Origin of the sequence: Stenotrophomonas maltophilia (genome assembly GCF_039555535.1) — a bacterium.
Classification (GTDB): Bacteria; Pseudomonadota; Gammaproteobacteria; order Xanthomonadales; family Xanthomonadaceae; genus Stenotrophomonas; species Stenotrophomonas maltophilia_Q.
On sequence record NZ_CP154630.1, the window covers coordinates 4,466,310 to 4,479,214 of the forward strand.

The 12,905-nt window shown below is 66.8% G+C and carries 11 protein-coding genes; 8 read left to right on the forward strand and 3 right to left on the reverse strand.

The features are described from left to right. Positions 1-11: 11 nt before the first annotated feature. A complete protein-coding gene (locus tag AASM09_RS20575; protein WP_049428045.1) occupies positions 12-1,703 on the forward strand; it encodes an ABC1 kinase family protein in 1,692 nt (563 codons plus the stop codon). A 244-nt stretch (positions 1,704-1,947) separates the two neighbouring features. After that, positions 1,948-4,053, forward strand: a complete 2,106-nt coding sequence (locus tag AASM09_RS20580) for a phosphoglycerol transferase I (RefSeq protein ID WP_049428079.1) — start codon at positions 1,948-1,950, stop codon at positions 4,051-4,053. Positions 4,054-4,584: 531 nt separating this feature from the next. Here the strand turns inward: AASM09_RS20580 and AASM09_RS20585 are convergent. Beyond that, the gene (locus AASM09_RS20585) at positions 4,585-7,014 is read right to left on the reverse strand and encodes a DUF3772 domain-containing protein (protein ID WP_049432033.1); all 2,430 of its coding nucleotides are present in this window, start codon (positions 7,012-7,014) and stop codon (positions 4,585-4,587) included. An 82-nt stretch (positions 7,015-7,096) separates the two neighbouring features. Further along, positions 7,097-7,345, reverse strand: a complete 249-nt coding sequence (locus AASM09_RS20590) for a hypothetical protein (protein ID WP_006474562.1) — start codon at positions 7,343-7,345, stop codon at positions 7,097-7,099. Positions 7,346-7,527: 182 nt separating this feature from the next. On the opposite strand from AASM09_RS20590, the gene AASM09_RS20595 reads away from it, so the two are divergent. The 3 genes from AASM09_RS20595 (at position 7,528) to AASM09_RS20605 (ending at position 9,853) form a co-directional block, all read left to right on the forward strand. Continuing rightward, positions 7,528-8,022 carry a lipocalin family protein gene (locus tag AASM09_RS20595; protein WP_049432030.1) on the forward strand — a complete coding sequence of 165 codons (495 nt, stop codon included), beginning with the start codon at positions 7,528-7,530 and terminating at the stop codon, positions 8,020-8,022. 13 nt (positions 8,023-8,035) lie between these two features. Next, positions 8,036-9,244, forward strand: a complete 1,209-nt coding sequence (locus AASM09_RS20600) for an NAD(P)/FAD-dependent oxidoreductase (RefSeq protein WP_049432025.1) — start codon at positions 8,036-8,038, stop codon at positions 9,242-9,244. 126 nt (positions 9,245-9,370) lie between these two features. Next, on the forward strand, positions 9,371-9,853 hold the full coding sequence (locus tag AASM09_RS20605) for a hypothetical protein (RefSeq protein ID WP_005411364.1): 483 nt from the start codon (positions 9,371-9,373) through the stop codon (positions 9,851-9,853). An 83-nt stretch (positions 9,854-9,936) separates the two neighbouring features. Here the strand turns inward: AASM09_RS20605 and AASM09_RS20610 are convergent, their stop codons facing one another. Then, positions 9,937-10,371, reverse strand: a complete 435-nt coding sequence (locus AASM09_RS20610; protein WP_043034271.1) for a PepSY domain-containing protein — start codon at positions 10,369-10,371, stop codon at positions 9,937-9,939. A 151-nt stretch (positions 10,372-10,522) separates the two neighbouring features. On the opposite strand from AASM09_RS20610, the gene AASM09_RS20615 reads away from it, so the two are divergent. From AASM09_RS20615 to AASM09_RS20625, 3 genes are read left to right on the forward strand one after another with little or no spacing between them, the layout of a single operon-like run. Then, positions 10,523-10,813, forward strand: a complete 291-nt coding sequence (locus tag AASM09_RS20615; protein WP_049432022.1) for a PepSY domain-containing protein — start codon at positions 10,523-10,525, stop codon at positions 10,811-10,813. Next, the gene (locus tag AASM09_RS20620; protein ID WP_049432019.1) at positions 10,813-11,472 is read left to right on the forward strand and encodes a response regulator transcription factor; all 660 of its coding nucleotides are present in this window, start codon (positions 10,813-10,815) and stop codon (positions 11,470-11,472) included. Before AASM09_RS20615 ends, AASM09_RS20620 begins: the two co-directional genes overlap by 1 nt. Beyond that, complete coding sequence (locus AASM09_RS20625) at positions 11,469-12,788, forward strand: sensor histidine kinase (RefSeq protein WP_049432017.1); 1,320 nt, start codon at positions 11,469-11,471, stop codon at positions 12,786-12,788. The genes AASM09_RS20620 and AASM09_RS20625 overlap by 4 nt, the downstream gene beginning before the upstream one ends. Positions 12,789-12,905 lie beyond the last annotated feature (117 nt).

Below are 12,905 nucleotides of genomic sequence, written 5' to 3' on the forward strand. Positions count from 1 at the left end.
AGGAGTTCCGCTTGAGCAACCCGCCCACCGCCTATGGCAATCCTCCGCTGGTCAAAGGCATGAACCGGCGCAGCCAGATCCTGCGCCTGCTGATGCGCTATCGCCATTCAGGCGTGTTCTCGGGCATGAACCTGGATGCCGCAGGCAATCCGGCCGACGTTCCCGCAGACGGCAACCCGGAACAGTTCGTCAGCGATCTGGAAGCGCTGGGGCCCACCTTCGTCAAGCTGGGCCAGATGTTGTCCACGCGCCCGGACATGGTGCCGGTGGAGTTCGCCACCGCACTGGAACGCATGCAGGAGAAAGTGGCCGAGATCCCGGTCGAACGCATCCACGCGATCGTCGAGCAGGAGCTGGGCGCACCGGTGAACAAGCTGTTTGCCTCGTTCGACCCTGAACCCCTTGGCTGCGCCTCGATCGCGCAGGTGCATCGCGCGGTGCTGCACGATGGACGCCAGGTGGCGGTGAAGGTGCAGAAGCCTGAAGTCGCTGCACAGCTGCGCTCGGACCTGGAGGCGTTGCGCAGCTTCGCGTTGGCCGCCGACCACCTGACCCAGGTCGGCCGCCGCGTGCGCCTGCGCGACTGGCTCAACGAGTTCGCCAAGACCCTGATGCAGGAGCTGGACTACCACGCCGAGGCCGAGAACCTGGCCCGCTTCGGCCGCCACCTCAAGCCGTTCCGCCGCCTGTGGATCCCGCAGCCGCTGTGGGATTACAGCAGCCAGCGCGTGCTGACCATGGAACTGGCCACCGGCGTGCGCGTGGATGCGATCCCCGATGTGCGCCGCACCGAACAGTCGATGGATCCACTGGCGGCGGCGCTGATCCGCGGCTACCTGGACCAGATCTTCGTGCATGGCGAGATCCATGCCGACCCGCATCCGGGCAACCTGCGGGTGATGCCCGATGGCCGGCTGGCGATCTTCGATCTGGGCATGGTCGCGCACATGCCGCCGCGCCTGCGCGAGCGCCTGTTGAAGATCCTGTTCGCCGCCGTCGATGGCCGTGGCGAGGAAGTGGCTGACGACCTGATCAGCATCAGCACGCGTCTGGAGGCGTTCGACGAGGAACGTTACCTGCGTGAGACCGGCCAGTTGATCGCGCGTTACGCCGCCAGCGGCACGTTCTCCGAAGGCCGCGTCGTGCTGGACATGGTGCGCATCGCCACCGCCTGTGGGCTGCGCACACCGCCGGAACTGAGCCTGCTGGGCAAGGCATTGCTCAACCTGGAAACCGTGTGCCGCTTGCTGGCACCCGAGCTGGAAACACGACGCATCGTCGAGCGTCAGCTGCAGCACGTGATGCGCGCGCGACTGAAGAAATCACTGTCCGCAGCCAACATCGCCAGCGAGGCGATGGAGCTGCAGCAGCTGCTGCGCGATGGACCGCGCAAGCTCTCGGACATCATGGCGCTGCTGGCCGAAAACCGCCTGCAGATGAAGGTGACCGGGCTGGAGGAATCGCGGCTGATGGAGAACCTGCAGAAGATCGCCAACCGCGTGGCGGCCGGCATCATCAGCGCGGCGCTGATCATGGCCGCGGCGATGATGATGAAAATCGACACCGGCTGGCACCTGTTAGGCTACCCGCTCATTGCGCTGATTCTGTTGTTCATCGGCGTAGTGCTCGGCCTTGGCATCGTGACCAGTGCACTGCTGTTCGATCGTCGCGCGCGGGCACGCGAAGAGCGCGGGCATCGCTAGCGCATCACAGAAAACACCCGTATTCATGCGGTTTTTAATGCAATCCAACGGCGTCTTTCACGCTCGTTTTACCTTCTGAGCGCGATCCCGCGCGCGTCATTGCAACAAACATTTCAGTCAGGTTCGTGCATGCACTATCGGGTCATCGGCCTGTCACATGCATGTGCTTGCGGCAGCGCCGGTCGGATGGACACGCGTCGGTACGACGTCCATCACCACCACCCCGTCACTGCCGAAGCTGCCTATGCTCTGGATACTGCTGCTGTCGTTGTTGCTGCTGTGCTGGTTGTTCCTCGCGTCCGACAAGTGGGTGTGGTGGAAGGCCAGTGCGTTCTCGCTGCTGCTGCTTGCGCTCAGCGCATGGTGGCTGATCGACAAGCTGTCCGGTGATGGGCTCAACGCCGCCACCCTGTACCACCTGGGCGCCGACATGGAAGGCGCCGGTGTCTCCGATTTCAAGGGCTATATCGCCGGCTTCATCGTGCTGGCGCTGGTCTCGCTGCTGCCGCTGTTCGCCACGCGGGTGAAGCGCTGGCGCCGGCCCGGCCATGGAGGCGCCTGGTTTGCCGGCTTCATCGCAGTGTGGGTGGGCACGATCATGTTCAGCCCGTTGGCCCGCGACGGCCAGCGCCTGTATCAGCAGCTGCGCCCGGTCGATTTCGCCCGCATCGCACCTGAGTACCAGGTGCCGACGCAGCCACTGCAGCGTCCGCGCAACATCGTCTGGATCTATGGCGAAAGCCTGGAACGTACCTACCTGGACGAGGCCGTGTTCCCCGGCCTGATGCCCAACCTCAACCGCCTGGCGTCCGAGTCGCTGGACGTGCGTGGCCTGGCCTCGGCCGAAGGCAGCGGCTGGACCATCGCCGGCCTGGTGTCGTCGATGTGCGGCGTACCGCTGACCACCTCGCAGGGCGATGAGAACAGCATGGACCGCATGGGCAGCTTCCTGCCCAAGGCGGTGTGCCTCGGCGACTACCTGAAGCAGCAGGGCTACACCAACCACTATCTTGGCGGTGCCAACGGCCAGTTCGCCGGCAAGGGCCAGTTCCTGGCCAGCCACGGTTTCGATGAAGTGCATGACCTGGCCTGGTTCAAGCAGCAGAAGAAGATCGGCCGCATCCATTACTCGGCCTGGGGCGTGCACGATGACGTGCTGCTGGACACCGCCTACCAGCGCTTCGAGCAGCTCTCGCGTGCCGGCTCGCCGTTCATGCTGACCACGCTGACCATGGATACCCATCACCCGGCCGGGCACCTGCCGGTGTCGTGCAAGGGCGAGCGCTACCAGAGCCAGTACGGCAACATCGGCCTGCTCAATGCACTCAAGTGCACCGACCGCCTGATCTCGCAGCTGGTCGAGCGCATCCAGGCCAGCCCGTATGGCAAGGACACGTTGATCGTGATCGCTTCCGATCATCTGGCGATGCCCAACGATCTCAGCCATGTGCTGGCCAAGCAGCAGCGCGAAAACCTGCTGCTGTTCCTCGGCGACGGCGTGACGCCTCGCCAGCTGGCGGTGGAAGACGGTTCAACGCTGGACTCCGGCGCCACCCTGCTCAGCCTGCTCGACCCGAACCTGCAGACCATGGGCTTTGGCCGCTCGCTGCTGGATGACAAGCGCGCGCCGAGCGCCAGCGTCGCCGCGCGCCGCGACGGTGGCCGCGACTACCCGCAGTATCTGGCGTTCGCCCGTTCGCTGTGGCTGGGTGAACCGACCCGTGAACTGAAGATCGACGGCGACGACCAGGTGGTGGTCGGCCTGCAGCATGTGCAGCCACCGGTTCTGCTGGAGTACGACAAGGACTGGGGTTTGAAGTCGGTATATCTGGAAAACACCTCACGCCAGTTCGATGATGCCGACCCGGACAATACCCTGGCCTATGTCGATCGCTGTACCGCGTTCGAGGACGGCTCGGCCGATGGCGACTGGTGCGCCCTGCTGGTCAACCGCGACAACGGCATCAAGCTCTACCGTGACAACGACCTGCGTGGCGGCATCGCCGTGGATGCACCGCTGGACCCCTTCCAGGGCCCGCGCCCGAGCGTGCGCCAGGCGCACATGATCACGCAGAAGGGCCGCCGCACCCGCGCCGGCCAGTACATGCTGCAGCTGGTGGCGAGCACGCGCCCGGATCGCGGTTTCTGGATCGAGGCGGTGTCGTCGCAGCGCAAGGTGGTGCTGGCCCAGCAGTGGGTGCAGCCCGATGCCAATGGCAAGATCAACGTATCGTTCGGGCTGGACCACGAAGTGGACGATCTGGAGATCCGCGCGTGGTTGAACCATGCCGAGAAGTTGGCGGTGGATACGTTCGCACTGGTGCCCTCGCGCAGCCGACCGCGCGGGTAGGGTTCTTTGCAGGGCCGCGCCCTGCCACCCGCCGAAGCAACAGCCGAAGCAAGAGCAACAGCAACGGCAACAGCGTGCATTCCGTGGTTGGGCGGGGCAGTGCCGGAGTGCGGGGACGCCGCAAGTACGTCCCTGTAGGCTTGGCAGCCGCATCCATGCGGCTGACACCCCGCACTCCGACACCGCCCCACCTCTGACAGATTTCGTGTGCTGTTGGTGGGTGTCGACCTTGGTCGACACAATCTGTCAGATATCGAAAATCAAAATGGGGTCAGATCCGTTTTCCGGAGGAAAACGGATCTGACCCCAATAGTATTTCCAACAGACCGCAGCCAACTGTCGAAGGCGGGGTGGGTCCGGTGGCGGGAGTGTCCGCGGCATGGATGCCGCGGCCAAGCCCCCATGGATGGGTTTACGGCGTCTCCCGCAACCGGACCCACCCCGCCAATCCTCGGAATGCCAGCTTTTGCTGTTGCTCTTGCTTCGGCCGTTGCTTCGGCGGGTGCAGGGCGCAGCCCTGCAAATAAACCCCTACTCCTGCGGATCGCGGGTGATGTGGATGTCGGTCGGGGTCGACAGCGGGATGTTCCGCTCCGCCAGGATCTGCAGCAGGCTGAAGTACAGATCGCTGCGGGTGGCGTAGACCTGCCGCGGGCTGGCCACGTACGCGAAGCTGTTGATGGTGATCTGGCCACCGGCAATGCTGTCGATGTAGACCGTCGGCGCCGGCTGCTTCAGCACGTTGGTGTGCGCGGTGTACGCATCCAGCAGCGCCTGCCGCAGATTGCCGACATCCGTGCTGGGCGGTACCGCGAACTGGATCTGGATGCGGCCCTGGTTGTTGCCCATCGTCATGTTGCGCACGGTCTTGGTGACCAGCTCGGAGTTGGGCACGATCAGCGTCGACTTGTCGCCCACCTGGATCTCGGTCGAGCGCAGGCTGATGCGGCGGATGTCGCCTTCCTGGTCACCCAGCTTCACCCAGTCGCCGATCTTCACCGGGCGCTCGGCCAGCAGGATCAGGCCGGAAACAAAGTTCTGGGTGATCACCTGCAGGCCGAAGCCGATACCCACCGACAGCGCGCTGACCAGCAATGCCAGCTTGCTCAGCTGCAAGCCCATCGCGCTCAGCGCCCAGATCACCGCGATGATGATGCCCACATAGCGGGCAACCGTACTCACCGAATTGCGTGCGCCCAGGTCCAGTTCGGTCTTGGGCAGGTAGGTGTCGGTCAGCCAGCGCTGCACCAGCTGGGTGACCGCCAGGCCGGCCAGCAGCACCAGCACGGCCAGCACGATGCGCACCGGCTCCAGCTTGGTTCCGCCGATATCGAACCCAGAAGTGAACAGCGACGAGAACCGCTCGACCACTGCGCCGATGTTGCCGAATGGCGCCACCAGGGCCAGCAGCGCGATCAGTACGACGATGGTGCGCAGTGCTGCCGACAGCAGCACGCCGGCCTGCTCCAGCCGCGATACGCTCAGCCCGGTGCTGAGCAGGATGGTCTGGCCGACCTTGCTGTCGGCGTTGAGCATCCAGGTGCTCAGGTCATCGACGAACTTGAACAGCAGCGTCGCCGCCAGCACCACGATGCTGCCGCCGATCAGCTGCTGGTTCACGAACTTGGCGAAATTCAGATAGCCCAGCAGCGTGGCGATGATCGCTGCCACCACCGCGATGTTGCCTGCCACGCGCGCCAGCACCAGCCAGCTGCTGCGGCGCACCGGCGTACTCGGGCCCTGCCCGTCGGCCTGCGCTTCCAGCTTGGCTTCGGCCTCGGCGGTCTGCCGGCGGTGCAGGCGCGCCAGCGTCACCAGCATGGCCATGATCAGGCCGAGGTAGGTCAGTGCAATCAGGCCATCCAGCGCCACCGTGGTGACGTCGCTGGTGCGCGTGGCCTGATCGAGGGCGACCAGCACCGCGCTCAGCCAGGCCAGCGCCGCCGCGCCCCAGGCGTACTTGCGCAATTTCAGTGCGGCGGTGTCGTCCAGATTCAACAATCGCCATGAGGGGCGCTTGGGCACCAGCAGGCAGGCGCTGAGCGCCGCGATGAACGCGGCGCGGAAGGTCGCGGTTTCCAACCCGTCGGCCACCACCTGCAGGCGCGGTGCGATCGCATCAACGGCGTCCAGCGCCGCCATCAGCACCACTACGGCATAGCCGGGCAGCAACGTGCCCACCAGCAGCAGCCACATGGCCAGGCCAGACCGGCGCAGGCGGCCATCAGGCGCGCGGTCAGACGCGGCGAACTGCCGCCCCAGGCGGCGCAGCCACAACCGCAGCGGGAACATCATCACCAGCGCGGCCACCAGGCCCAGCAGCGGCGTGCCCCAGCCATTGGCGCCGATGCCAGCGACCAGCGTGTCACGCCCCTGCTCGGCCAGCGGCGCAACGCGTGCGATATCGATCGGCAGGCGCTCGGCCACCTTGCTCCACAGCGCAGGCGACAGCGGCGAGGCCACCTTCTGCCCCAGCTCTTCGGTGCGCTGCGCGGCGCGTTGCTGGTCGATGTCGGTCGCCAGCTGCTGGGCACGCACCGCGCTGGTCTTGGCTTGGGCCACCGATGCGGCCAGTCCGTCGCGCTGCTTGTTGAGGATGCGCCGTTGCGCCGCCAGTTCGGGCGGCTCGGTGGCGCCCTCGGCAGGCGTGCCCAGCTGCGCCAGCTGTTCGTCGAGACGGTCCAGCTGCGGCTGCAGCGACTTCTCCAGCGCCTCGGCGTCACGCCGGGCCTTCGAAGCGTCCTCGGACAGCATGGCCAATGTTTCGATGGCCGCGGCATCACCACGCTTGCGGTCGACTTCCTTCAGCTTCGCATCGATATCCGCCAGCTGCTGCTTCGGCGTGGGGTCCTCATCCTGTGCCAGCACCGGTGCCGACAGCAGGAAGGCAGTGCACAGCAGCAGGACCAGCCAAGGCCCCCGTGCACGGATCGATTGCAGGAAAGAAGACACGCCAGCCACACCGTTTCGCGCGGACCACCGCGCCTGCGCGCGACTATACGGCACAGACGGTAAAGGGCGGATGCGTGGCCCCGTGGCGGTATCAGTACTTCAACCGCAGCTCTTCCACCGTGGGCTGCTGCAGCGCGTACCAGTCCTGGAACTCTTCCTCGGTGATCTCATCGGGCGCATACACCGCCACCGGGTGCCAGTCGTGGTCGGTCGGCAGTGGCTGGCGCGGGCCGGCACGCAGGCTGTAACTGACGCCCTCGTAGTCCACCAGGTCGTCGACCTGCGGCCACTGTTCGCGTGCGAACGCGGATTCACTCTTCAACAGGATCACCTGGTACATCGGCACCTCCACTTCGGTTGGATCAGGAAAACACGGCGCTGGTGGCAGCATACCGCCGCACCGTTGACAACGGGCACGCCGCAGCAGCGACGGAACGTTCTGGACACGGCCATCGCCCCGGCTTCACCCGCCCATGGCAAGGCCATCGGCATCGTGGAGGCCCACCCCTGCCACGACCGCCGATGACCGACCACCCGCCGCTGAAGACCGTCACCGACCTCAAGCTGCCCCGCTACCTGGGCACCTGGTACGAGATCGCACGCCTGCCGATGCGCCACGAACCGGAAGGCTGCACCGACGTGTCGGCGCACTACACCCTGCTCGACAACGGCAACGTCGGCGTCACCAACCGCTGCCGCATGGACGGCGAGGTCGAGGAAGCCACCGGCGAGGCCTGTGCCGTCGACAACGACAGCGCGCGCCTGGAGGTGAGCTTCCTGCCCAAGGGCCTGCGCTGGTTGCCATTCGCCAAGGGCGACTACTGGGTGATCCAGGTCGCCCCGGACTACAGCGTCGCGCTGGTCGGCAGCCCGGACCGCAAGTACCTGTGGCTGATGGCACGCGAGCCACGCCTGGACGCGACCGTGCAGGACCATTATCTGGCGACTGCCCGCCTGCAGGGCTTCGATCTGTCCGAACTGATCCACACCCCGCATACCGGTCGCCCGACAGCCTGAGCCGCGCACGCCCATGGACCTCAAGAGTGGCTACCCATGGTGGGCGGTTCGCAACGGCCTGATCCACGCCTTCCCACCGCTGGAAGAGAACCTGCGCTGCGACGTGCTGGTGGTGGGTGGTGGCATCACCGGTGCGCTGATCGCCGACGAACTGTCCGCCCACGGCCACGAGGTGGCGGTCATCGAGCAGCGCGACATCGGTTGGGGCAGTACCGCCGCCAGCACCGCGCTGCTGCAGTACGAGATCGATACCCATCTGCTGGAACTGGCACAGCGTTACGGCCATGACGCCGCCGCACGGGCCTACCTTGCCTGTGCCGAGGCCATTCCGGCGCTGGGCGATGTGGCGCGGGGCCTGAAGGACGTGGATTTCCAGCGGATGGACAGCCTGTACCTGGCCAGCCGCCATCGCGACGTGCCGCGCCTGATGGCCGAAGGCGATGCCCGTCGCGGCATCGGCCTGGATGCCCGCTGGCTTGGCCCCGGGGAACTGCAGGAACGTTTCGACGTTGGGGCCGGCGGCGCCCTGCTGACCCGGCAGGCGGCCCGGGTTGATCCGTATCGGCTGACCTATGCGCTGCTGCAGCGCCTGCGTCGGCGCGGCGGCCATGTGCATGACCGCACCATACTGCACAGCCTCGATGCTACCGCGCGCGGGGTGACCGCCCGTACCGAAGCCGGTGCCACCATCCGCGCACGCCACGTGGTGCTGGCCATGGGCTATGCCAACCAGCGCTGGCTCAAGCAACGGGTCGCACGCAACCGCAGCAGCTACGCCTTCATCACCGATCCCATCGATGCGGACGTGCTCGGCCGGCTGCGCAACACGATGGTCTGGGAGAGCGCCCGCCCCTACCTGTACCTGCGCGCCACCGGCGACCGTCGCCTGCTGGTGGGCGGGCTGGACGACGCCATCGACATCCCCGCCCGCCGCGACCGGCGCGTTCAGAGCAAGGCCGACCAGCTGATGAAGCAGCTGCTGCGCTGGTTCCCACGGCTGGACCCGGTGCCGGCGTTCTCCTGGGGCGGCACCTTCGCCGAGACCGCTGATGGCCTGCCGTTCTTCGGCCCGCACGAACAATGGGGACCGCGGGTGCACTTCGCCATGGCCTACGGTGGCAACGGCATCACCTATTCGATGATCGGCGCGCAGCTGCTGCGGGCCCGGATCGAACGGCGCACGCATCCACTGGCGGGGCTGTTCGGGTTCGGGCGGTTGTGACCTGCAGCCAGGCATGGCCTGGCTCTACCCCAATCCGGTACCGACAGGCATCATTCAAGCAGCCCCTGCTAGCGTCGGCCTGTACCGCCGCGTGTTGCGTGGCCACCTGTCCGCTGGAGCGCTGTCATGATCCGCCCCCTGACCCTGCTGCTGTGCCTGGCCCTGCCGGGAACCGTGCTGGCCCAGTCCGCCGCAGGCGCCACCGCGCCGCAGGCGGCCGGCCTGGACCTGACGCTGCCGCAGGCGCCGATGCGCTACCTCAACGACCCAGCCCTGCAGCAGGACCCGCCGGGCACGTACTACGGCGACAAGAGCGGCCCGCGCGTGCACGACGACGCGAAGATCGCCGACGTGACCGACGACAAGGTCAAGGTGTCCGGCAGCTTCACCACCGGCATCGGCTATTCCAAGAATGGCGGCAACAGCCACTACAACGCCGCCACGCTGAACCTGAGCAAGAACTACACCACCGATGAGGGCAAGACCCACGGGGTCAACGTCAACATCCACGTGAGCGAAGGCAAGGGCCCGGGCTTCTTCGGTCCGTATGGCGGCTACTACGGCCGTGGCCCGGGCTACTGGGACTACCCGCCGCCGTTCGGCTGGTAAGCCAGCTCCTGTAGAGCCGAGCCCATGCTCGGCTACGGTTGGCCGCAAAGCCGAGCATGGCCTCGGCTCTACATGGGCCAACGTCAATCCAGCCAGCCATCGCGCTCGCTGTGCAGGATGCGGCCGTCGTAACCGCTCAGGCGCACTTCCACCTTCTGGTTGCGGGCATTGCGCGCTTCCAGCGACCAGGTGGCACCATCGCGTTCCAACGAATGGATCTCGCGCAGGCCATGTGCCTGTGCCCGTGCCAGCACCTGCTCGGTGGTCAGCAGCGCGCGGCCGTTGTGCTCGTCGAAGATCTCGCCGGTCTTCGGGTCCACGTAGACCTCGCTGAAGCGGCCATCGGCGCGGCTCACGTCCGCTTCCCACAGGCTGTCATCACGCTCGATCTCGTGGATCTGGGTGTAACCGGCCTTGCGCAGGGTCTGTTCAACCTGGGCCATGCCCAGCGGTGCGGCCTGAGCGGCCGGTACGATGGCCAGGGCGGCGACGGTGGCGAGGGCAAGCGACTTCAACATGGGGATTCTCCTGTTCGTGTTCATGGCCGGACCATCCCGGCAACGCCACGATGCACGGGGTGGTTAACAGCCCCTTAGCCGGCGCTGTTAGCCCGCTGTTAGTCAGCCGCTGCACACTCACGCCTGTTCCCCCTTCCCTCATGCGCCCGCGATGCTCGCCACCCTGCCCCTGCTGCTGGCCCTGGCCAACACCCCGACCGCCGCTGCGCCCGTGCAGGATCCGGCGCAGCAGGTCGCGCGCCGTGCCGTGCAGCAAGGCCGTTACGTGCCGCTGGAAAGCGTGGTGCGCGATGCACTCAAGCGCTACCCGGGGCAACTGCTGGAAGTGGAGCTGGACGACGGCGTCTACGAAGTGGAGATCCTGCGCGCTGACGGCGTGGTGGTGGAGCTGGACTATGATGCGCGCAGCGGAAAGCTGCTGAAGACGGAGCTGGACGACTGATGCGCATTCTGTTGGCCGAAGACGATGCCGCGCTGGCGCAGCGCCTGGTGCCCCTGCTGGAGCAGGCCGGCTACGTGGTGCATGTGGTTGCCGATGGCCGCCAGGCCGAAGAGATCGGCCAGATCGAAGATCTGCAGGCGGCCATCGTCGACCTGGGCCTGCCCGGCCTGGACGGACTGAGCGTGATCGAGCGCTGGCGTAGCAACGGCCGCGGCTTCCCGGTGCTGGTGCTGACCGCGCGCGGGCGCTGGCACGACAAGCTGGCCGGCTTCGATGCCGGTGCCGACGACTACCTGACCAAACCGTTCCAGGCCGACGAACTGGTGCTGCGCCTGCGCGCCCTGATCCGCCGCAGCCATGGCCACGCCAGCCCGCGCCTGCACTGCGGCCCGCTGCAGCTGGACGTCAACGCCGGCCGCTTCGAACTGGACGGACAGCCGCTGGCACTGAGCCCGCAGGAGTTCCGCCTGCTCAGTTGCTTCATCCATCACAGCGGCCAGGTGATCGGCCGTGACCGCCTGGGTGAACAGGTGTTCGAGGGTGGGCTGGATCCCGACTCCAACGCGCTGGATGTGCTGCTCGGGCGCGTACGCCGCAAGCTCGGCATCGAGCTGATCCAAACCGTACGCGGCCAGGGCTGGCGGCTGGCGCCGCCGTGACGCGGCAGCCCTCGCTGCGACGGCGCCTGCTGCTGGCCGGTGGCGTCGGCCTGCTGCTGATCTCGCTGCTGGCCAGTGCACTGCTGGGGGAACTTTTCAAGCGCAGCGCGCGTGATCGGCTGGACCACGAACTGCAGCAGGACATGCTGACTCTGGTCGCGCAGGTGGAAGTTGCCCCCGACGGCCAGTTGCAGCTGCGCCAGGAACCGAACGATGCGCGCTTCCAGCGGGTGTTCTCCGGGGCTTACTGGCAGATCGCCGGTGCCGACGGCCGCGTGCTGCTGCAGTCACGCTCGTTGTGGGATGAAACGCTTCCCGCCACCGCCACTGGCCCGACCCCCCGCAACCTGGCCGGGCCGCTGCAGCAATCGCTGCGCGCACGCGTGCAGCAGGTGCGCCTGCCACGCGCCCGCGAACCGTTCGTGGCGGTGGTCGCCACCGATCGCAGCGCACTGGACGCGGATGTTGCTGCATTCCGCAAGCGCACCGCCATCGCGCTGGGCGTGCTGGTCGCCGCGTGGCTGGCGGTGCTGGCCAGCCAGGTGCACTTCGGCCTGCGCCCGCTGCATCGCCTCGGTGCGCAGCTGGAACGCGTACGGCGCGGTGATGCGCAGCGCATCGAAACGCGCGGATTGGGCGCGGAGGTCGCACCGCTGGGTGAAGAACTCAACGCGCTGCTGGAGCACCAGCAGCGCATGGTCGCGCGGGCACGCACCAGTGCACAGGATCTGGCGCATGCGCTGAAGACTCCGCTGAGCGTATTGGCCGCCGAGGCCGACGGCGACGGTACGCATTGGCGTGCCACCGTGCGCGAGCAGAGTGCGCGCATGCAGGCCAGCGTCGACCGTTACCTTGCTGCCGGACTGGCCGCCGACCATCGCCAACGCACCGACGTGGCGGCCGTCGCGCAGGCGATGTGCCGGCTGATGGCACGCGTGCATGGCGAACGTGGCATTGCGTTCACGGCGGCGGATATCGATCCGGCGTTGCAGTTCGCCGGTGCCAGTGCGGACCTGGAAGAGATGCTGGGCAACCTGCTGGACAACGCCGGGCGCTGGGCGCAACGGCAGGTCACTGTCGAAGCAGAAACCAGCGAAGGGCAGCTACGCATCGAAGTGCGCGATGACGGCCCCGGCCTGGCTGCAGACGCGCTGGAACGGGTCACCCAGCGTGGTGTGCGGCTGGATGAGCGTGAAGGCAGCAGCGGGTTGGGCCTGGCGATCGTGGGCGATATCGCCGCCAGCTACGGCGGGCGGTTGGCGTTGGAGAATGCGCAGCCAGGTTTGCGGGCGACGGTGTGGTTGCCAGCGGGGTGACTCGTTGGCGCTGGAACGCCAAGCGGGTAGAGTCGACTGTTAGTCGACTTTCGCGCGTAGCGCGGGATTTCCCAGCGCCTCAGCAAAGAGCAGTCGACTAACAGTCGACTCTACCGC

Bases quoted from the DNA above. Each gene is read 5' to 3' on its own strand.
- AASM09_RS20595 (WP_049432030.1), top strand. From the start codon at position 7,528: ATGACCGACCACCCGCCGCTGAAGACCGTCACCGACCTCAAGCTGCCC.
- AASM09_RS20605 (WP_005411364.1), top strand. From the start codon at position 9,371: ATGATCCGCCCCCTGACCCTGCTGCTGTGCCTGGCCCTGCCGGGAACC.
- AASM09_RS20610 (WP_043034271.1), bottom strand. From the start codon at position 10,371: ATGTTGAAGTCGCTTGCCCTCGCCACCGTCGCCGCCCTGGCCATCGTA.
- AASM09_RS20590 (WP_006474562.1), bottom strand. From the start codon at position 7,345: ATGTACCAGGTGATCCTGTTGAAGAGTGAATCCGCGTTCGCACGCGAA.
- AASM09_RS20580 (WP_049428079.1), top strand. From the start codon at position 1,948: ATGCTCTGGATACTGCTGCTGTCGTTGTTGCTGCTGTGCTGGTTGTTC.
- AASM09_RS20600 (WP_049432025.1), top strand. From the start codon at position 8,036: ATGGACCTCAAGAGTGGCTACCCATGGTGGGCGGTTCGCAACGGCCTG.
- AASM09_RS20620 (WP_049432019.1), top strand. From the start codon at position 10,813: ATGCGCATTCTGTTGGCCGAAGACGATGCCGCGCTGGCGCAGCGCCTG.
- AASM09_RS20615 (WP_049432022.1), top strand. From the start codon at position 10,523: ATGCTCGCCACCCTGCCCCTGCTGCTGGCCCTGGCCAACACCCCGACC.